At 54.8% G+C, this 20,143-nt stretch carries 14 protein-coding genes and 6 tRNA genes; 16 read left to right on the top strand and 4 right to left on the bottom strand.

Annotated elements, in window-relative coordinates; translation table 11 throughout:
• Window positions 1-8: 8 nt before the first annotated feature.
• From chiP to nagE, 3 genes are all read right to left on the bottom strand, one after another.
• Window positions 9-1,406 (bottom strand): chitoporin ChiP, encoded by a 1,398-nt coding sequence (chiP, locus tag USG84_RS00570; RefSeq protein ID WP_028012359.1) that lies wholly within the window; start codon window positions 1,404-1,406, stop codon window positions 9-11.
• Between the two features lie 447 nt (window positions 1,407-1,853).
• Entirely contained in the window at window positions 1,854-3,521 is a 1,668-nt protein-coding gene (gene glnS / locus USG84_RS00560) for a glutamine--tRNA ligase (RefSeq protein ID WP_151412739.1), read from the bottom strand.
• A gap of 179 nt (window positions 3,522-3,700) precedes the next feature.
• The gene (gene nagE / locus USG84_RS00555; RefSeq protein WP_253541220.1) at window positions 3,701-5,722 is read right to left on the bottom strand and encodes an N-acetylglucosamine-specific PTS transporter subunit IIBC; all 2,022 of its coding nucleotides are present in this window, start codon (window positions 5,720-5,722) and stop codon (window positions 3,701-3,703) included.
• Between the two features lie 326 nt (window positions 5,723-6,048).
• Between nagE and nagB the strand changes: the two genes are divergently transcribed.
• The 11 genes from nagB to USG84_RS00500 all read left to right on the top strand — a co-directional run bounded on the left by nagB (window position 6,049) and on the right by USG84_RS00500 (window position 12,808).
• Window positions 6,049-6,849 carry a glucosamine-6-phosphate deaminase gene (nagB, locus tag USG84_RS00550; RefSeq protein ID WP_028012356.1) on the top strand — a complete coding sequence of 267 codons (801 nt, stop codon included), beginning with the start codon at window positions 6,049-6,051 and terminating at the stop codon, window positions 6,847-6,849.
• Between the two features lie 55 nt (window positions 6,850-6,904).
• Window positions 6,905-8,053, top strand: a complete 1,149-nt coding sequence (gene nagA, locus USG84_RS00545; RefSeq protein ID WP_253541217.1) for an N-acetylglucosamine-6-phosphate deacetylase — start codon at window positions 6,905-6,907, stop codon at window positions 8,051-8,053.
• A gap of 8 nt (window positions 8,054-8,061) precedes the next feature.
• A complete protein-coding gene (nagC, locus tag USG84_RS00540) occupies window positions 8,062-9,282 on the top strand; it encodes a DNA-binding transcriptional regulator NagC (RefSeq protein WP_028012354.1) in 1,221 nt (406 codons plus the stop codon).
• Window positions 9,283-9,327: 45 nt separating this feature from the next.
• Window positions 9,328-10,080: a ribonucleotide monophosphatase NagD gene (gene nagD, locus USG84_RS00535; protein WP_061098871.1), complete on the top strand. Its 753-nt coding sequence runs from the start codon at window positions 9,328-9,330 to the stop codon at window positions 10,078-10,080.
• A 250-nt stretch (window positions 10,081-10,330) separates the two neighbouring features.
• Complete coding sequence (asnB, locus tag USG84_RS00530) at window positions 10,331-11,995, top strand: asparagine synthase B (protein WP_253541214.1); 1,665 nt, start codon at window positions 10,331-10,333, stop codon at window positions 11,993-11,995.
• Window positions 11,996-12,222: 227 nt separating this feature from the next.
• Window positions 12,223-12,299 (top strand) — tRNA-Met (locus USG84_RS00525).
• Window positions 12,300-12,306: 7 nt separating this feature from the next.
• Window positions 12,307-12,391: transfer RNA gene (locus tag USG84_RS00520), tRNA-Leu, on the top strand.
• Between the two features lie 23 nt (window positions 12,392-12,414).
• Window positions 12,415-12,489 (top strand) — tRNA-Gln (locus USG84_RS00515).
• A 17-nt stretch (window positions 12,490-12,506) separates the two neighbouring features.
• Window positions 12,507-12,583 (top strand) — tRNA-Met (locus USG84_RS00510).
• Window positions 12,584-12,622: 39 nt separating this feature from the next.
• A tRNA-Gln gene (locus USG84_RS00505) sits at window positions 12,623-12,697 on the top strand.
• A gap of 36 nt (window positions 12,698-12,733) precedes the next feature.
• Window positions 12,734-12,808 (top strand) — tRNA-Gln (locus tag USG84_RS00500).
• An 86-nt stretch (window positions 12,809-12,894) separates the two neighbouring features.
• Here USG84_RS00500 and ubiF read toward each other — a convergent pair.
• Complete coding sequence (gene ubiF / locus USG84_RS00495) at window positions 12,895-14,070, bottom strand: 3-demethoxyubiquinol 3-hydroxylase (RefSeq protein WP_151412738.1); 1,176 nt, start codon at window positions 14,068-14,070, stop codon at window positions 12,895-12,897.
• 135 nt (window positions 14,071-14,205) lie between these two features.
• Between ubiF and miaB the strand changes: the two genes are divergently transcribed.
• The 5 genes from miaB (at window position 14,206) to lnt (ending at window position 19,811) form a co-directional block, all read left to right on the top strand.
• On the top strand, window positions 14,206-15,630 hold the full coding sequence (miaB, locus tag USG84_RS00490) for a tRNA (N6-isopentenyl adenosine(37)-C2)-methylthiotransferase MiaB (RefSeq protein ID WP_059357943.1): 1,425 nt from the start codon (window positions 14,206-14,208) through the stop codon (window positions 15,628-15,630).
• A gap of 163 nt (window positions 15,631-15,793) precedes the next feature.
• Complete coding sequence (locus USG84_RS00485) at window positions 15,794-16,840, top strand: PhoH family protein (protein ID WP_028012349.1); 1,047 nt, start codon at window positions 15,794-15,796, stop codon at window positions 16,838-16,840.
• On the top strand, window positions 16,837-17,304 hold the full coding sequence (gene ybeY / locus USG84_RS00480) for an rRNA maturation RNase YbeY (RefSeq protein WP_003858677.1): 468 nt from the start codon (window positions 16,837-16,839) through the stop codon (window positions 17,302-17,304). The genes USG84_RS00485 and ybeY overlap by 4 nt, the downstream gene beginning before the upstream one ends.
• An 84-nt stretch (window positions 17,305-17,388) precedes the next feature.
• Window positions 17,389-18,267 carry a CNNM family magnesium/cobalt transport protein CorC gene (gene corC / locus USG84_RS00475; RefSeq protein WP_021242574.1) on the top strand — a complete coding sequence of 293 codons (879 nt, stop codon included), beginning with the start codon at window positions 17,389-17,391 and terminating at the stop codon, window positions 18,265-18,267.
• A 5-nt stretch (window positions 18,268-18,272) separates the two neighbouring features.
• On the top strand, window positions 18,273-19,811 hold the full coding sequence (gene lnt / locus USG84_RS00470) for an apolipoprotein N-acyltransferase (protein WP_151412737.1): 1,539 nt from the start codon (window positions 18,273-18,275) through the stop codon (window positions 19,809-19,811).
• The last annotated feature ends 332 nt before the right edge of the window (window positions 19,812-20,143 follow it).

Here is a 20,143-nt window from a genome sequence, read left to right as displayed (position 1 = left end):
TGTGCTCATCAGAAGATGGTGAATGGGGCGATAACCATGAATTTGACGTCACGTTCATCCTGGAAGATGTTGCCGTAACCGCCCGCATAGCTTGGGATATCGGAGTGGTTGTCATACTGGGTGAAGTGCAGCTTGAACATCGTGCCCTTCGCGCGGCCATCCTGCAGGGTGTAGATAGCATCCAGGCTGTAGGAGGACTCCTTCAGGCGATAGTTTGGATCGTAGTACGCATCCGGCGTCGCCATATCAGCAGGTTTTGCATCCCAGGCATAAGCGTAAGAAGCGCCCACCGCCCAGCCCGGCAGGTTCCAGTTTTTCAGGTCATACATAGCGCCGAAGAAGACCGCTTTCTCGCCGTCGGCGTTGAAGTCGGAGCGGTTATCCCACCAGATATCCAGACGACCGTTGGATGAGGCATAGGTCGGCGTCATACGCTGCAGGAAGTAGCCCTGCTGCCCTTCCGCCTTCACCCACGTTCCTTCCAGACGCAAATCAACCTGGCCTACTTTGTAGCCGAAGGTCAGCGCCTGCAGCCACGCGGTGCCGTTATAAATGTCATTTACGCTGCCATCGCTGACCTTATCACGCGTACCGTAGAACTGGTAGCTGGTGCTCAGCGGGCTACCGGCGATATCAAATTTGTAGCTGGCTTTAGCAAAATACTGATCGATATAGCCTTCCGCCTGACCAAATGCAGCTTCCAGAACCAGATCGTTTTTAAAGTCGTACTTCGCGCCCAGGGAGTGGAGGTAATCGACTTTGGTTTTCTTATCGTTCTGGTAGAACTTGTCCATCTCAATGTGCCACGGCGCTTTGTACTCGTTGGTCCACATATAGGAGAAGCTCAACGCACCTGCATCACCGTAGTCAAAGTTAGCCCCGGCTTCTGCCCCCTGATAGGTACCAGGCATAAAGCTCCAGTGCGGCGCTAACAGCGTCTGACCGGTTGGCTGAATATACCCCCCGCGCGCCCACACCGGGCCGTATTTAAATTTCGCTGCGGCCTTATAAAGGCTGATACCGCTTTTATCTCCGGACCAGTCTTCGTCATAGGCTTTATTGCTGGAGGAGAAGGCAATTTCGTTCGGGTGGCCGCTGTCGCCGTTTTCCGCCATTTCAATTGCGGTGAATGCGGCGATATCCAGGCCGAACATATCGGCGGCGTAGCCTGACTGGAAGTCCAGGTTGGCGTTCCAGGTGGAGTGAGAGAGGTTGGTTTTGTATTTATCTTCAGTGACGTCTTTACGGTCACGTTCACGCTGCCAGTAATAAATACCGCCAGTGAGGGTAGAATCTTCGATGAAACCTGCTGCTTTCGCCTCTGGTGTCACCACCAGGCCCGACATTGCTGTCACACCGGCAATAGCCAGCGCCAGCGCACTACGTTTGCCACTGAACGTACGCATAGATTATTCCTCTTTGACGAATTAAAGCGCCTTAAACGGCGAAAATAGAAAAGACCAAAAGGTCAGGGGTAGTTATAAATACCCTCGAATTAACTACCGTCTTTAGGTTATTTTTCGCGACGCGAATTATCAATGCTTTTCGGTGGGCAAAAGTCAGGATTATGACGAAGTGCACATAATTGGTAGTGCTTTGTAACATTTAACCGGAAGCGAGGTATGGCGGGGGTAAAACAGGCAATTTCTGCGAATGATATCATTAAAAAAGCCGTATTTTCCTTTATTCGCCATTTCGTATAACAGACAAACTTTTTTTAGAAAAATAAGTAGCACCACATTGACCTAAATTTTTAGCTGGTCTAATTATGGGCCTACTTTAACGATATGATCATTAAATAAAAAAACGCCGCTATAAGCGGCGTTTGTTTCTCATTGACCAGTGCAGCGTTATTATTCGCCGATCTTCGTCCAGGTATCACGCAGACCTACGGTACGGTTAAATACCGGCTTTTCTGCCGTGCTGTAACGGCTGTCCAGGCAGAAGTAACCTTCACGCTCGAACTGGAACGCTTTGCCCGCTTCAGCGGCTTTCAGCGATGGCTCCGCATAACCCTGCTTGATCACCAAAGATTCCGGATTGATCGTCGCCAGGAAGTCTTCTGCCGCACCCGGGTTAGGCACGCTAAACAGACGATCGTACAGACGAATTTCTACCGGCAGCGCGTGGGAAGCGCTCACCCAGTGGATCACGCCTTTCACCTTGCGGCCATCTGCCGGATCTTTGCTCAGCGTCTCTGCGTCGTACGAACAGAAAATGGTGGTGATGTTACCTTCTGCATCTTTCTCTACGCGCTCGGCTTTAATGACGTAGGCGTTACGCAGACGAACTTCTTTACCCAACACCAGACGCTTGTACTGCTTATTGGCTTCTTCACGGAAGTCAGCACGGTCGATCCAGATTTCACCGCTGAACGGCACGTCGCGGCTTCCCATTTCCGGTTTGTTCGGATGGTTAGGCATGGAAACCAGCTCGCTTCCACCCTGCGGGTAGTTTTCGATAACCAGCTTCACCGGATCGATAACGGCCATCGCGCGCGGGGCGTTTTCGTTAAGGTCTTCACGAATGCAGGATTCCAGAGACGCCATTTCGATGGTGTTGTCCTGCTTGGTCACGCCGATGCGTTTGCAGAACTCGCGAATAGAGGCGGCAGTATAACCGCGACGGCGCAGACCAGAGATGGTTGGCATCCGCGGATCGTCCCAGCCTTCAACGTGCTTGTCGGTCACCAGCAGGTTCAGCTTACGCTTGGACATCACGGTGTATTCCAGGTTCAGACGAGAGAACTCGTACTGACGAGGGTGCACAGGAATGGCGATGTTATCCAGCACCCAGTCGTACAGACGACGGTTGTCCTGGAACTCCAGCGTACACAGCGAGTGCGTAATGCCTTCCAGCGCATCGCTGATGCAGTGGGTGAAGTCGTACATCGGGTAGATGCACCACTTGTTGCCGGTCTGGTGGTGTTCTGCGAACTTAATGCGGTACAGCACCGGATCGCGCATCACGATAAACGGCGATGCCATGTCGATTTTGGCACGCAGGCACGCTTTGCCTTCTTCGAAGCCACCGGCACGCATTTTTTCAAACAGCGCCAGGTTCTCTTCCACGCTGCGGTCACGGAACGGGCTGTTTTTACCCGGTGCAGTCAGCGTACCGCGATACTCGCGAATTTCGTCAGCAGATAGCTCGTCGACGTATGCCAGGCCTTTGCCGATCAGCTCCACCGCGTAGGCATACAGCTGATCAAAATAGTCAGAGGAGTAGCAGATATCGCCAGACCAGTTGAAGCCCAGCCATTGCACGTCGTTTTTAATGGACTCAACGTATTCGATGTCTTCTTTTACTGGGTTGGTGTCATCGAAACGCAGGTTGCACTGCCCCTGGTAATCTTGCGCAATGCCAAAGTTCAGGCAGATCGATTTCGCGTGACCAATGTGCAGGTAGCCGTTCGGCTCCGGCGGGAAACGCGTATGTACCGTGGTGTGCTTACCACTGGCCAGATCTTCATCGATGATCTGACGAATAAAGTTACTCGGGCGGGCTTCTGCCTCACTCATCGTGGATTCCTCAAAGCGTAAACAACGTATAACGGCGTATGATCTTATAAGCGGGTCGTAGTGACAACCCTTAGTTACGGAAAATACGTATCAGATGAAAATAATGGGGGCGTTTGCTGCAAAAAAAAGCGGCGGAGGATATCCCCCGCCGCTTAAGGCATGACTCTACTCAGGAGCGATTACTTGCCTTTAATCTCGTACAGTGGTGTTTGACCCGCAACCACCTGATCTTTTGCCTGGAGAACCAGACCGCTGAAGTCGTCGATGTTGCTGCACACGACCGGGCTAATCATCGAGCGCGCGTTGGCGTTCAGGAAGTCCAGATCCATTTCCAGAATCGGCTGACCTGCCACCACTTCGGCACCCTCTTCCACCAGGCGAGTAAAGCCCTGACCGTTCAGCGCAACGGTATCGATACCCATATGGACAACGATCTCCGCGCCTTTTTCGGTTTCGAGGCAGAACGCGTGGTTGGTGTTGAAGATTTTCACGATGGTACCGGCCGCAGGAGATACAACGGTTTTGTCCGTTGGTTTCACCGCCACGCCGTCACCGACCGCTTTGCTGGCAAACGCTTCGTCAGGCACCTGCTCAAGCGCAACCACTTCACCGGTGACAGGAGAAACCAGCGCAGCGATGGTCACCGCGTTTGGCACCGCCTGCGGTTTTGCAGCCGCTGGCGCAGCGGCAGGTGCGGCAGAAGCTTCTGCTGCGGCTACCGGGCCGGTGGTTTTCATGGCGTTGGCAATTTTCTCAGCCACGAAGCCAACGATAATCTGCACGCTGGTTTTGTTCAGGCGGATAACGCCAGAAGCACCCAGACGTTTTGCCAGCGCTTCGTTCACCAGAGAGGAGTCTTTCACGTTCAGACGCAGACGAGTGATACAGGCGTCGATACCGGTCAGGTTGTCAGAACCACCCACAGCGGCGATGTACTGACGCGCCAGGCCAGAAACGTCCTGCTCCTGACCGCCGCTCACGTTCACATCCTGACCATCCGCTTCGCTACCGGCCACAGCCAGCTCGCGACCCGGGGTCATCAGGTTGAATTTGGTGATGGTGAAGCGGAACACCACGTAGTAGATAACGAAGAACACCAGACCTTGTGGGATCAGCATCCACCAGTGGGTCGCCAGCGGGTTACGGGACGACAACACCATATCCACCAGACCGGCGCTGAAGCCGAAACCGGCAATCCACTGCATGCTTGCAGCGATGAACACGGAGATACCGGTCAGCACAGCGTGGATCACATACAGAACCGGCGCAACGAACATGAAGGAGAATTCCAGCGGCTCGGTGATACCAGTGAAGAAGGCAGCGAACGCACCTGCCATCATGATACCCAGCACTTTCGCTTTGTTTTCAGGACGCGCGCAGTGGTAGATAGCCAGCGCTGCACCCGGCAGGCCGAACATCATGATTGGGAAGAAGCCCGCCTGGTAACGACCGGTGATACCTACCACCGCTTTACCTGCTTCGATGGACTGTGCGCCACCCAGGAAGTTAGGAATATCGTTAATACCGGCAACGTCGAACCAGAATACGGAGTTCAGCGCGTGGTGCAGACCGACCGGGATCAGCAGACGGTTGAAGAACGCGTATACGCCCGCACCGACGGAACCCAGCTTCTGAATGTGTTCACCGAAGTTAACCAGACCGTCGAAGATAACCGGCCAGATGTACATCAGGATGAACGCAACGAAGATCATCACAAAAGAGGTCAGGATTGGCACCAGACGGCGACCGCTGAAGAAAGACAGCGCTTTTGGCAGCTCAACGCTGCTGAAGCGGTTGTACAGTTCCGCAGAGATAATACCGACGAGAATACCCACGAACTGGTTGCTGATCTTACCGAACGCGGCTGGAACCTGGTCCGCCGGGATCTTCTGGATCATGGAAACCGCAGCCGGAGAACAGAGCGTGGTCAGCACCAGGAAGCCCACGAAACCGGTCAGCGCCGCAGCACCGTCTTTATCTTTGGACATACCGTAAGCCACACCAATGGCAAACAGCACGGACATGTTGTCGATGATGGCGGAACCGGATTTAATGAAGAACGCCGCTAATGCGTTGTCTCCACCCCAGCCTACCGGGTCAATCCAGTAACCGACACCCATTAATATCGCTGCCGCCGGCAGCGTGGCGACCGGCACCATAAGCGCGCGGCCAACCTTCTGTAAATAACCTAGAATACTCACTTTCTTCCCCCTATGAGACCCCGTTTCAGGCACGTTCTCTGCTGTGTTTTTATTGTGTCACTAACTATTAATACAGTTGATGATTCACTGGCATTGTGAGTGTGTGAAAAATTAATTCGTATCGCAAATTAAACACCCATTTTTTGTGATTTTTGTCACCAAATATCGTAATCACCCCTCCCTTTCACTGGCTAACAGTCAAAACTTATTTTATCATTCAAAAAATCGAGACGGATTGATCCGGCCTGAAAGGTTCCAGGTTACGCTTAAGCATCAGGTTCCGATACCCATCCGCCCACTCTTCTACTTAAACTTTGAGGTGAACAATGAGACTGATTCCCCTGGCAACTGCTGAACAAGTCGGTAAATGGGCCGCTCGCCATATCGTTAACCGTATTAATGCCTTCAAGCCTACTGCCGATCGTCCCTTCGTTCTTGGCCTTCCAACCGGTGGTACTCCACTGACCGCGTACAAAGCGCTGGTTGAAATGCACAAAGCGGGCCAGGTTAGCTTTAAACATGTTGTGACCTTCAACATGGACGAATATGTTGGCCTGCCAAAAGAGCATCCAGAAAGCTACCATAGCTTCATGCACCGCAATTTCTTTGATCACGTTGATATCCCAGCTGAAAATATTAACCTGCTGAATGGAAATGCGCCTGATATTGACGCAGAATGCCGTCAGTACGAAGAAAAAATCCGTTCTTACGGTAAAATCCACCTGTTCATGGGTGGCGTGGGCAACGATGGTCATATCGCGTTCAACGAACCAGCCTCTTCTCTGGCTTCCCGTACTCGCATTAAAACGCTGACCCATGACACCCGCGTGGCAAACTCCCGCTTCTTTGACGGTGACGTGAACCAGGTTCCAAAATACGCCCTGACCGTTGGCGTAGGCACCCTGCTGGATGCCGAAGAAGTGATGATTCTGGTGCTGGGCGGCGTGAAAGCGCAGGCGCTCCAGGCTGCCGTTGAAGGCAACGTTAACCACATGTGGACCATCAGCTGCCTGCAGCTGCATCCAAAATCAGTCATTGTCTGCGACGAACCGTCCACGATGGAGCTGAAGGTGAAAACGCTGAAATACTTCAACGAGTTAGAAGCAGAGAACATCAAAGGTCTGTAATTGAATAACCGCCTCTTCCATAAGAGGCGGCCGCTTTTTTTAACCGGGGGTCGTTATGTACGCTTTAACCCACGGTCGGATTTATACCGGCCATGAAATTCTGGATGACCATGCGATTGTTATCGCCAATGGCCTGATTGAACGTGTTTGTCCGCTGGCAGAGCTGCCGCCGGAGATTGAACAGCGCTCACTCAATGGAGCAGTAATCTCCCCCGGTTTCATCGACGTACAGCTGAACGGCTGCGGCGGTGTGCAGTTCAATGATACCGCCGAGGCGGTGACGGTTGAAACGCTGGAAATCATGCAGAAAGCTAACGAGAAATCAGGCTGCACCAGCTATCTGCCGACGCTCATCACCAGCAGTGATGACCTGATGAAACAGGGTATCCATGTGATGCGCGAATACCTGGCCAAATACCCGAACCAGGCGCTGGGTCTGCACCTTGAAGGGCCGTGGCTGAACATAGTGAAGAAAGGCACGCATAACCCGGATTACGTGCGCAAGCCGGATGATGAACTGGTCGACTACATGTGTGCCAACGCTGATGTCATCACCAAAGTGACGCTGGCGCCTGAAATGACCGGTACGGATGTCATCAGCAAACTGGCTGCCGCCGGGATTGTGGTTTCAGCAGGCCACTCAAACGCCACGCTGAAAGAAGCCAAAGCGGGCTTCCGCGCGGGTATTACCTTTGCCACGCACCTTTACAACGCCATGCCGTATATTACCGGCCGTGAACCGGGTCTGGTCGGGGCGATTTTCGACGAACCAGACGTCTACTGCGGCATTATCGCTGATGGCATGCACGTTGATTACACCAACATTCGCAACGCCAAGCGGCTGAAAGGCGACAAGCTCTGCCTGGTCACCGATGCCACCGCGCCAGCAGGTGCAAATATTGAGCAGTTCATTTTTGCCGGTAAAACAATATACTACCGCAATGGACTGTGTGTGGATGAAAACGGTACGCTGAGTGGCTCCTCTTTAACCATGATTGAAGGGGTGCGTAACCTGGTTGAACATTGCGGGATTGCGCTTGATGAAGTCCTGCGTATGGCCACCCTTTATCCGGCTCGCGCCATAGGCGTGGATAAACAGCTCGGCGGAATTGCACCAGGTATGGTTGCAAACCTGACGGCATTCACACACGATTATAAAATTATTAAGACCATCGTTAATGGTAACGAGGTCGTCACTGAGTAAGTAAAAGTATGACACCAGGCGGACAAGCTCAAATCGGTAATGTCGATCTCGTTAAACAACTTAACAGTGCGGCGGTTTATCGCCTGATTGACCAACACGGTCCAATCTCGCGGATCCAGATAGCCGAACAAAGCCAGCTTGCTCCCGCCAGCGTGACAAAAATTACCCGCCAGCTCATTGAGCGCGGTTTGATCAAAGAAGTCGATCAGCAGGCCTCCACCGGGGGCCGCCGCGCCATCTCCATTATTACCGAAACCCGCAACTTCCAGGCCATTGGCGTCCGGCTTGGTCGTCATGACACCACGCTCACGCTCTACGATCTGAGCAGCAAAGCCATTGCGGAAGAGCACTACCCGCTGCCCGAGCGCACCCAGGAGACGCTGGAACACGCGCTGCTGAATACCATCGCGCACTTTATTGAAAGCTGTCAGCGCAAGATCCGCGAGCTCATCGCCATCTCCGTCATTCTGCCAGGCCTGGTCGACCCGGAAAGCGGTGTGATCCGATACATGCCGCATATTCAGGTTGAGAACTGGGCCCTGGTCGACGCGCTGGAGAAACGCTTTAAGGTGACCTGCTTTGTCGGCCACGATATTCGATCTTTAGCGCTGGCTGAGCACTACTTTGGTGCGAGTCAGGACTGTGAAGACTCTATTCTGGTGCGCGTACACCGCGGTACGGGCGCAGGCATTATCTCCAATGGCCGTATTTTCATTGGTCGAAACGGTAACGTCGGCGAGATTGGCCACATTCAGGTTGAACCGCTCGGCGAACGCTGCCACTGCGGCAACTTCGGCTGCCTTGAAACCATCGCCGCCAACACGGCCATCGAGCAGCGCGTCCGTCACCTGCTTGAGCAGGGTTATCAAAGCCGCGTCACGCTGGACGATTGCAAGATAGGCACCATCTGCAAAGCCGCCAATAAAGGCGACGCGCTGGCCTGTGAGGTAATCGAGCAGGTAGGACGTCATCTGGGGAAAACCATCGCCATCGCCATTAACCTGTTTAACCCGCAGAAAGTGGTGATCGCCGGAGAGATTGTTGAAGCGGAAAAGGTGCTGCTGCCCGCCATTGAAGGCTGTATTAACACCCAGGCGCTGAAAGCATTCCGCCAGAACCTCCCGGTGGTGCGTTCGAAGCTTGACCATCGCTCGGCAATTGGCGCGTTTGCGCTGGTCAAGCGCGCCATGCTCAACGGGATCCTGCTCCAGCATTTGCTGGAATCCTGATCGGACCTTATAGTAACGCCTTCTTTTTTTGATGTCGGACTGTCCATGACCATTAAGAATGTAATTTGTGATATCGACGGCGTGCTGATGCACGACAACGTTGCCGTGCCGGGTGCTGCGGAGTTTCTTCACCGCATCATCGACAAAGGAATGCCACTGGTTCTGCTCACGAACTACCCTTCCCAAACCGGTCAGGATCTGGCGAACCGCTTTGCCACCGCAGGCGTCGACGTGCCGGACAGCGTGTTTTATACCTCGGCAATGGCAACGGCGGATTTTCTGAAGCGTCAGGAAGGAAAAAAAGCTTACGTTGTCGGTGAAGGCGCGCTGATCCACGAGCTTTATAAAGCAGGCTTCACTATTACCGACGTGAACCCGGACTTTGTGATCGTCGGTGAAACGCGCTCCTTTAACTGGGAGATGATGCATAAAGCTGCCTACTTTGTCGCCAGCGGCGCGCGCTTTATCGCCACCAACCCGGATACGCACGGCCGTGGTTTCTATCCGGCCTGCGGCGCGCTCTGCGCCGGTATCGAGAAAATCTCGGGCCGTAAGCCGTTTGTTGTCGGCAAACCGAGCCCGTGGATCATCCGCGCCGCGCTGAATACGATGCAGGCACACTCAGAAGAAACCGTCATTGTTGGCGACAACCTGCGCACCGATATTCTGGCCGGCTTCCAGGCGGGGCTTGAAACCATTCTGGTGCTGTCTGGCGTCTCTCAGCTTGATGATATTGATACGATGCCGTTCCGCCCAAGCTGGATATACCCCTCCGTCGACGAAATCGACGTTATATGATTCAGAACCACGCTTCAGGGCGTGGTTTTTCATTTTCGGCCCATACAAACAAAACCCCATCTAACAAAAAGCGTGTTTCATTGCATAATCATCAATAAAAGGATGAGTGACATACTCTTTTTTCACTATTCCGCAATCACTATTGCACTATTTCCGCTTTAGCCCGTAAAACGCTTGCGCCCCCTCCCCCTTTTGCGGCATTTTCATAAGCAAGCGACATCACAATGCAACAGGGTTAACGGAGAAGGTTATGTGTTCAATTTTTGGCGTACTGGATATTAAAACTGACGCGGGCGAACTGCGTAAAAAGGCACTCGAACTGTCCCGCCTGATGCGCCATCGCGGCCCGGACTGGTCAGGCGTTTACGCCAGCGAAAAAGCGATTCTGGCTCACGAACGTCTGTCTATTGTTGACGTCAACGCCGGTGCACAGCCGCTGTATAACGAGAAAAAAACGCACGCGCTGGCTGTCAACGGTGAAATCTACAACCACCAGGCGCTGCGCGCCGAATACGGCGACCGCTACGCGTTCCAGACCGGTTCTGACTGTGAAGTGATCCTGGCGCTGTATCAGGAGAAAGGGCCTGAGTTCCTGGACGACCTGCAGGGCATGTTCGCCTTCGCCCTGTACGACAGCGAAAAAGACGCTTACCTGATTGGCCGTGACCACATCGGCATTATTCCGCTGTACATGGGCCACGATGAACACGGCAACTTCTATGTCGCGTCCGAAATGAAAGCCCTGGTTCCGGTCTGCCGCACCATTAAAGAGTTCCCGGCGGGCAGCTATCTGTGGAGTAAAGACGGTGAAATCCGTCCGTACTATCAGCGCGACTGGTTCGATTATGACGCGGTTAAAGACAACGTGACGGATAAAGCCGAGCTGCGTCAGGCGCTGGAAGATTCCGTGAAAAGCCACCTGATGTCAGACGTGCCTTACGGCGTACTGCTCTCCGGCGGTCTGGACTCCTCCGTGATCTCCGCGATCACCAAGAAATTCGCGGCCCGCCGCGTGGAAGATCAGGAGCGTTCCGAGGCCTGGTGGCCGCAGCTGCACTCCTTTGCCGTGGGCCTGGAAGGGGCACCTGACCTGAAAGCCGCGCAGGAAGTGGCGAACCACCTCGGCACCGTGCACCATGAAATTCACTTCACCGTGCAGGAAGGTCTGGATGCGATCCGCGATGTGATCTATCACATTGAGACCTATGACGTGACCACCATTCGCGCCTCCACGCCGATGTACCTGATGTCGCGTAAGATCAAAGCGATGGGCATCAAGATGGTGCTCTCCGGTGAAGGGTCTGACGAAGTGTTTGGCGGCTACCTCTACTTCCACAAAGCGCCAAACGCCAAAGAGCTGCATGAAGAGACCGTGCGTAAGCTGCAGGCGCTGCACATGTTCGACTGTGCACGTGCCAACAAAGCGATGTCGGCCTGGGGCGTGGAAGCGCGCGTGCCGTTCCTGGATAAGAAATTCCTCGACGTGGCGATGCGCATCAACCCGCAGGACAAGATGTGCGGCAACGGCAAAATGGAAAAACATATCCTGCGTGAATGTTTTGAATCTTACCTGCCGGCGAGCGTGGCATGGCGTCAGAAAGAGCAGTTCTCTGATGGCGTTGGCTACAGCTGGATCGACACCCTGAAAGAGGTAGCGGCAAAACAGATTTCTGACCAGCAGCTGGAAACCGCAAGCTTCCGCTTCCCGTACAACACGCCGGGCTCGAAAGAAGCGTACCTCTACCGTGAGATCTTTGAAGAGCTGTTCCCGGTGCCGAGCGCAGCCGAATGTGTTCCAGGCGGTCCGTCAGTGGCCTGTTCCTCCGCGAAGGCCATTGAATGGGATGAATCTTTCAAGGCGATGAACGATCCATCAGGACGTGCGGTAGGCGTCCACCAGTCCGCCTACAAATAATCACAACGATTTCAAACAGGCCCCTCAGGGGCCTGTTTTTTTTGCCTCACATTTCACCGGCAAAAACCGATTAATAACCAATAATTGCCGAATATTCGGCCACGCTGTTCGCAACCTAACCAAACAGTCACATTCCGGCTATTTTCGTTGAAAAAGGTGTTGACGCTGCAAGGGTCTATACGCATAATGCGCCCCGCAACGCCGATAAGGTAACGCGAAAAAAAGATGGCTACGTAGCTCAGTTGGTTAGAGCACATCACTCATAATGATGGGGTCACAGGTTCGAATCCCGTCGTAGCCACCATCTTTTTGCGGGAGTGGCGAAATTGGTAGACGCACCAGATTTAGGTTCTGGCGCCGCAAGGTGTGCGAGTTCAAGTCTCGCCTCCCGCACCATTCCCGGGTAAGCGTTGCACGGATGGGGTATCGCCAAGCGGTAAGGCACCGGTTTTTGATACCGGCATTCCCTGGTTCGAATCCAGGTACCCCAGCCATCGAAGACTGCAGTACTGGCTACGTAGCTCAGTTGGTTAGAGCACATCACTCATAATGATGGGGTCACAGGTTCGAATCCCGTCGTAGCCACCAAATTAAGATTATCGATTTGTTTCGGTAATAAAAAATTGTTGGGGTATCGCCAAGCGGTAAGGCACCGGATTCTGATTCCGGCATTCCGAGGTTCGAATCCTCGTACCCCAGCCAATTTAAAAAGTCGTTAAGCAGTCCGTTTAACGCAATTGGGGTGTCGCCAAGCGGTAAGGCTCTGGTTTCTGATACCAGCATTCCGGGGTTCGAATCCCTGCACCCCAGCCACTTAAAACAAAAAAGCCCGCTCTGCGGGCTTTTTTGTGCCTGATGCCCTCACCCTAACCCTCTCCCACGGGGAGAGGGAATAAAGATTAGAGTCCGAGGGCGTATTTCAGGGCCTGACGCTTCAAACCGCCGGCACGTTCCGCTGCCATCAATCCAATGTTACGCAGAATGCGCACCGGGGCCAGGTCATTGCTGAAACCGGCATAGAACAGATCCATCCCCGACTGCATGATGAAGTTATCCGCCATACGGCGCGTCTGATAGCGCTTCAGCACCTGATGGCTGGCCCAGGCTTCCGCATGAGCGCGTGCGTTGCCCAGCACGACCAGTAACGCATCGACGTCACGGTATCCAAGGTTGACTCCCTGCCCCGCCAGCGGGTGGATGGTGTGCGCCGCATCACCCACCAGCGCTAAACCTTCGCGGGCATATTGCAATGCATGACGGCGCGTGAGCGGGAATGCGCCTGCCGCCACCGGCGTGATGTGACCTAAGCGGCTCGGGAAGTGCTGCAGGATTTCCCGCTGCAATTGCTCCATACTCAGCCCCTGCAGCTGGCGAATGCGCGCTGGCTTGTCGTACCACACCAGCGACGCCCAGTTATCGAAGAGCGGTAAAAACGCGTGCGGACCGTTCGGGGTAAAGTGCTGCCAGGTGCTTTCGCCCGGCGCATCCTCACACTGAACGGTAATTAGCATGCAGGACTGCTGATATTGCCAGGCATGAACCCCAATACCCGCCATCTCTCTGACCTGCGAGTTAGCGCCGTCCGCCCCGACGACCAACTTCACGGCCAGTTCATCGCCGCTTTCGAGCGTCAGCAAATAGCCGCTTTCATGAGGATGCAGTGCCTTAAGTGACGCAGGCATACGCAGCGTCACCTTCGGATGAGCCTCCAGCGCCTGCCATAGCGCCAGCTGGAGCACGCTGTTTTCCACCATATAGCCCAGGCGCGGCAGCTTCAGCTCGGCGGCGTCAAATGACACGTGGGCATTTTCCCACTCCCAGGTTTCAAGGCGGCTGTAAGGGTGCGCGCGCATCGCCTGCACCGCCTCCCAGACGCCCAGACCGCGCAGCAGATCGACGGACGCCGCGCTGATGGCGGAAATGCGCACGTCCGGTTTGCTGGCGGGATCGAATGTCGGCGGTGCCGACTGCTCAATTACCGTTACCTCAAATCCCTGCTGCGCCAGCCCCAGCGCCAGCGCGCCGCCGACCATACCGCCGCCGACAACGGCAACTTCGGTGTGTTGGAGTGTCATGGTCAATTTTCCTTATTGGAGAATCCCTTAAGTTTACCGGATTTTTGCGGTCATGAGACACACAACCTTCATACTGGTCACAACCCCACCAAAGCATTACAATACGCGGCTTGCAATCCTGAGCTGAGCAAGTCGATGACTAAAAAACTCCATATAAAAACCTGGGGCTGTCAGATGAACGAATACGATTCATCCAAGATGGCCGATCTGCTGGATACCACCCACGGATACCAGCTGACTGAAAATGCGAAAGAAGCCGATGTGCTGCTGCTGAACACCTGTTCAATTCGTGAAAAAGCACAGGAAAAAGTCTTTCATGTGTTAGGCCGCTGGAAGCTTCTGAAACGGAAAAATCCGGACCTGATCATCGGTGTCGGTGGCTGCGTCGCGTCGCAGGAAGGTAAGCTTATCCGCCAGAGAGCCCCGTATGTGGATATCGTCTTTGGCCCTCAGACCCTGCACCGCCTGCCGGAGATGATCAATCAGGTTCGCGGCAACCGTAGCCCGGTCGTTGACGTCAGCTTCCCGGAGATCGAAAAGTTTGACCGTCTGCCAGAGCCGCGCGCCGATGGCCCGACCGCCTTCGTCTCGATCATGGAAGGCTGCAACAAATACTGTACCTACTGCGTGGTGCCTTACACCCGTGGTGAAGAGGTCAGCCGCCCGGCGGACGACATTCTGTTTGAAATTGCGCAGCTTGCCGCGCAGGGCGTCCGCGAAGTGAACCTGCTGGGCCAGAACGTTAACGCGTGGCGCGGCGAGAACTACGACGGTACCACCGGCAGCTTTGCCGAACTGCTGCGCCTGGTGGCGGCGATTGACGGCATCGACCGCATCCGCTTTACCACCAGCCATCCGATGGAGTTTACCGACGACATCATTGACGTGTATCGCGATACCCCTGAGCTGGTGAGCTTCCTGCACCTGCCGATTCAGTGCGGCTCTGACCGCGTACTGAACCTGATGGGCCGTCCGCATACGGTGCTGGAGTACAAATCCACCATCCGCAAGCTGCGTGAAGCGCGCCCGGATATTCAAATTAGCTCAGACTTTATCGTCGGCTTCCCTGGCGAAACCGCTGATGACTTCGAGCGCACCATGAAGCTCATCGGTGAAGTGAATTTCGACGTCAGCTACAGCTTCATCTTCTCAGCGCGTCCTGGAACACCAGCGGCCGACATGGTTGACGATGTGCCGGAAGAGGAGAAAAAGCAGCGTCTGTATATTCTGCAGGAGCGTATCAACCAGCAGGCCAATGCCTGGAGCCGCCGTATGCTCGGCACCGTTCAGCGCATTCTGGTGGAAGGCACCTCCCGCAAGAGCATCATGGAGCTGTCTGGTCGAACCGAAAATAACCGCGTGGTGAACTTTGAAGGTACCCCGGACATGATCGGTAAATTTGTGGATGTCGAGATTGTCGAAGTGCTGACCAACTCGCTGCGCGCGAAGGTGGTACGCACCGAGGACGAAATGGGCCTGCGCATTGCGGAGACGCCTGAATCCGTTATCTCTCGCACCCGCAAAGTGAACGACTCCGGCGTGGGCATCTACCAGCCGTGATCCTTCAGGCCTGCCTGTCCGGCAGGCCTTGTATTTCCTCTCATCGTCCCCAATATCTTCCGCAACGCTTGCGCCTTTATTCTGTGGCGTGAATAATTTCGGTAATGACCGTTTTATTACGCCGTGTGGCGGCGAGTCAGTTAACTACTCAAAGAGGAACAGTTTGAACATAGATACGCGTGAAATTAGCCTTGAGCCCGCAGACAACGCTCGCCTGCTGAGCCTGTGCGGGCCGTTTGATGACAACATCAAACAACTGGAGCGACGTCTGGGTATCGAAATCAATCGTCGCGATAACCATTTCAAACTCACCGGACGCCCTATCTGCGTCAACGCGGCGGCAGATATTCTGCGCAGCCTGTATGTCGATACCGCCCCGATGCGCGGCGAAATTCAGGATATTGAGCCGGAACAGATCCACCTCGCCATTAAAGAGGCGCGCGTGCTTGAGCAGAGCGCGGAAAGCGTGCCGGACTACGGTAAGGCGATCAATATCAAGACCAAGCGTGGCGTCATTAAGCCGCGTACGCCGAACCAGGCGCAGTACATCGCCAATATTCTTGACCATGACATCACCTTCGGCGTGGGTCCGGCGGGTACGGGTAAAACCTATCTGGCGGTTGCCGCTGCGGTGGATGCGCTGGAGCGTCAGGAGATCCGTCGCATCCTGCTGACCCGCCCTGCCGTTGAAGCGGGTGAAAAACTCGGTTTCCTGCCCGGCGATCTCAGCCAGAAGGTCGACCCTTACCTGCGCCCGCTGTACGACGCGCTGTTCGAGATGCTCGGCTTCGAGAAAGTTGAGAAGCTGATCGAGCGTAACGTGATCGAAGTTGCCCCGCTCGCCTACATGCGTGGCCGCACGCTCAACGACGCGTTCATCATTCTCGATGAAAGCCAGAATACCACCATCGAACAGATGAAAATGTTCCTGACGCGTATTGGCTTTAACTCGAAAGCGGTCATTACCGGCGATGTCACCCAGATCGACCTGCCGCGCAGCACCAAGTCCGGCCTGCGTCACGCCATTGAGGTGCTGTCGGAGGTAGACGAAATCAGCTTTAACTTCTTCCACAGTGAAGACGTGGTACGCCACCCGGTGGTCGCGCGCATCGTTAACGCCTATGAAGCCTGGGAAGAGGCGGATCAAAAACGCAGGGCCGAACAGGCCGCGGAACGTAAGCGCGAAGCTCAGGAGCAAGAACAGAAATGAGTCAGGTGATCCTCGATTTACAGCTGGCGTGTGAAGACAATTCCGGCATGCCAGAAGAGGCACAGTTTCAGAAATGGCTGGATGCGGTAATCCCCCAGTTTCAGGAAGAATCTGAAGTCACGATTCGCCTGGTGGATGAAGCGGAAAGCCATGAGCTTAACCTGACCTACCGCGGGAAAGATAAGCCGACCAACGTGCTCTCTTTCCCGTTCGAAGCGCCGCCGGGCATTGAGATGCCGCTATTGGGCGATCTGATCATCTGCCGTCAGGTGGTGGAACAGGAAGCCAAAGAGCAGCAAAAACCGCTGGAAGCCCACTGGGCGCACATGGTGGTACACGGCAGCCTGCACCTGTTGGGCTACGACCACATTGAAGATGACGAAGCGGAAGAGATGGAGTCCCTTGAGACAGAGATAATGCTTGCTCTGGGCTATGAGGATCCGTACATTGCCGAGAAAGAATAGTCAGTTACTGACTACCATGCCGCCGCGCAGGGACATAGCGCGGCGGTTAACGTTGAACTAACAAGAGAACCCTTAACAAACGCCATGAGCGACGACAATTCACACAGTAGCGACACGACAACCAGTAAAAAGGGATTTTTCTCCCTCATTCTGAACCAGCTTTTCCACGGCGAACCGAAAAACCGTGATGAACTGCTGGAGCTGATTCGTGATTCCGGGCAGAACGACCTTATCGACGAAGACACGCGCGAAATGCTCGAAGGGGTTATGGACATCGCCGACCAGCGCGTCCGCGATATCATGATCCCCCGCTCGCAGATGATCACCCTGAAACGTAACCAGACGCTGGACGAGTGCCTCGATGTGATCATCGAATCCGCCCACTCGCGTTTTCCGGTCATCAGCGAAGATAAAGATCACATCGAAGGGATTTTGATGGCCAAAGATCTGCTGCCGTTTATGCGCAGCGATGCCGAAGCCTTCAGCATGGAAAAAGTGTTACGCCAGGCCGTGGTTGTGCCGGAAAGTAAACGTGTGGATCGGATGCTGAAAGAGTTTCGCTCTCAGCGTTACCACATGGCGATTGTTATTGATGAATTCGGCGGCGTCTCAGGTCTTGTCACGATCGAAGATATTCTTGAGCTGATCGTGGGCGAAATTGAAGACGAGTACGACGAAGAAGAGGATATCGACTTCCGTCAGCTCAGCCGCCACACCTGGACCGTGCGCGCGCTGGCCTCGATTGAGGACTTCAACGACGCCTTCGGTACCCACTTCAGCGATGAAGAGGTCGATACCATTGGCGGGCTGGTGATGCAGGCCTTTGGCCATCTTCCGGCGCGCGGTGAGACCGTTGACATCGACGGTTACCAGTTCAAAGTGGCAATGGCCGACAGCAGACGTATTATACAGGTTCACGTCAGAACGCCGGACGATTCACCGGTGCCAAAACTGGAAGATTAATGTAAATGGCATTTGCCCCATTGCTTGAACGCCAGCGCGTCCGTTTGCTGCTGGCGCTGTTACTCGGAGCCAGCGGTACGCTGGCTTTTTCTCCTTACGATATCTGGCCCGCGGCCATTCTCTCCCTGATGGGGCTTCAGGGATTAACCCTGAATCGTCGTCCGGTACAGGCCGCTGCGATCGGCTACTTCTGGGGGCTGGGGCTGTTTGGTTCCGGGATTAACTGGGTCTACGTCAGCATCGCCCAGTTTGGCGGGATGCCGGGCCCGGTGAACGTCTTCCTGGTCGTCCTGCTCGCCGCCTATCTCTCGCTCTATACCGGTCTGTTCGCCGGCATTCTCTCTCGCCTGTGGCCTAAAACCACCTGGCTGCGCGTCGCCATTGGCGCGCCGGTTGTCTGGCAGATTACCGAGTTCCTTCGCGGCTGGGTACTGACCGGCTTCCCGTGGCTGCAGTTCGGCTACAGCCAGATTGACGGCCCGCTAAAAGGGCTGGCGCCGGTCATGGGCGTTGAAGCGATTAACTTCCTGCTGATGGTGGTGAGCGGCCTGCTGGTGCTGGCGCTGGTCACGCGCGGCTGGAAGCCGCTGGTTGCTGCGCTGGTGCTGTTCGCCCTGCCCTTCCCGCTGCGCTATATCCAGTGGTTCACGCCCGAGCCCGAGCGCGCCATGCAGGTTTCCATGGTGCAGGGGAATATCCCGCAGTCCATGAAGTGGGACGAAAAAGAGCTGCTGAACACGCTGAAGATCTACGCCAACGCTACCGAAGAGGTGATGGGTAAATCGCAGCTGATTATCTGGCCGGAATCCGCTATTCCCGATCTGGAAATTAACCAGCAGCCGTTCCTGAACATGATGAACGACCTGCTGGTGGCGCGCGGCAGCACGCTGATTACCGGCATTGTTGATGCGCGTCTGAACCAGCAGAACCGCTACGACACCTACAACACCATTATTACGCTCGGCAAAGACAGCGAATACAGCTACCACTCCACCGACCGGTACAATAAGAACCACCTGGTGCCGTTCGGTGAATTTGTGCCGCTGGAGTCGATCCTGCGTCCGCTGGCACCGTTCTTTGACCTGCCGATGTCCTCCTTCAGCCGCGGCCCGTACGTTCAGCCCCAGCTGCACGCGCACGGTCTGGCCCTGACGGCCGCTATCTGCTACGAAATTATCCTCGGCGAGCAGGTACGGGATAACTTCCGTCCGGATACCGACTATCTGCTGACCATCTCCAACGATGCGTGGTTCGGGAAGTCTATCGGCCCGTGGCAGCACTTCCAGATGGCGCGCATGCGTTCCCTGGAGCTGGCGCGCCCGCTGCTGCGCAGCACCAACAACGGCATCACCGCGGTGATTGGTCCGCAGGGTGAAATCCAGGCCATGATCCCGCAGTTTACGCGCGAAGTGTTGACCACTCACGTCACGCCAACCACGGGGCTGACGCCGTACGCCCGCACCGGCAACTGGCCGCTGTGGATCCTGACCGCGCTGTTCGGCTTTGGGGCTGTGCTGATGAGCCTTCGTCAGCGTCGGAAATAATCTTACCCCTCACCTGGCCCTCTCCCCATATGGGAGAGGGAAGAATCCTGTACACATTTCAATTTCCCGCTCCGCCTTTTCCCCTCTCCCTTCCAGGGAGAGGGGAAATCCTGGCACGCCTATTGCTTTGTTTATTCACGCAAACGCAGTTTGGCTTAACGTGCAACCTTGTCGCACCAGCGTAGATCGTCGGTAGCACCGAAACGGTGCAACGGGAGATTATTGCCTCTGAATGGTGCGGCGCGCTTCGCAAAAATAAACAATAACGCAGCAAAATCTTTACATTAAGCCAGACTAAATGTTAACAAGCTTGCATAACACTGCACTCGCAT

This window comes from Enterobacter sp. 168J2 (genome assembly GCF_034107265.1).
Lineage (GTDB): Bacteria > Pseudomonadota > Gammaproteobacteria > Enterobacterales > Enterobacteriaceae > Enterobacter > Enterobacter nematophilus.
The sequence above is the reverse complement of the archived record's forward strand: the minus strand, read 5'-3'. Positions and strand labels throughout refer to the sequence as shown.

Bases quoted from the DNA above. Each gene is read 5' to 3' on its own strand.
- corC (WP_021242574.1), top strand. From the start codon at position 17,389: ATGAGCGACGACAATTCACACAGTAGCGACACGACAACCAGTAAAAAG.
- nagB (WP_028012356.1), top strand. From the start codon at position 6,049: ATGAGACTGATTCCCCTGGCAACTGCTGAACAAGTCGGTAAATGGGCC.
- nagA (WP_253541217.1), top strand. From the start codon at position 6,905: ATGTACGCTTTAACCCACGGTCGGATTTATACCGGCCATGAAATTCTG.
- ubiF (WP_151412738.1), bottom strand. From the start codon at position 14,070: ATGACACTCCAACACACCGAAGTTGCCGTTGTCGGCGGCGGTATGGTC.
- nagD (WP_061098871.1), top strand. From the start codon at position 9,328: ATGACCATTAAGAATGTAATTTGTGATATCGACGGCGTGCTGATGCAC.
- glnS (WP_151412739.1), bottom strand. From the start codon at position 3,521: ATGAGTGAGGCAGAAGCCCGCCCGAGTAACTTTATTCGTCAGATCATC.
- ybeY (WP_003858677.1), top strand. From the start codon at position 16,837: ATGAGTCAGGTGATCCTCGATTTACAGCTGGCGTGTGAAGACAATTCC.
- asnB (WP_253541214.1), top strand. From the start codon at position 10,331: ATGTGTTCAATTTTTGGCGTACTGGATATTAAAACTGACGCGGGCGAA.
- chiP (WP_028012359.1), bottom strand. From the start codon at position 1,406: ATGCGTACGTTCAGTGGCAAACGTAGTGCGCTGGCGCTGGCTATTGCC.
- lnt (WP_151412737.1), top strand. From the start codon at position 18,273: ATGGCATTTGCCCCATTGCTTGAACGCCAGCGCGTCCGTTTGCTGCTG.
- miaB (WP_059357943.1), top strand. From the start codon at position 14,206: ATGACTAAAAAACTCCATATAAAAACCTGGGGCTGTCAGATGAACGAA.
- nagC (WP_028012354.1), top strand. From the start codon at position 8,062: ATGACACCAGGCGGACAAGCTCAAATCGGTAATGTCGATCTCGTTAAA.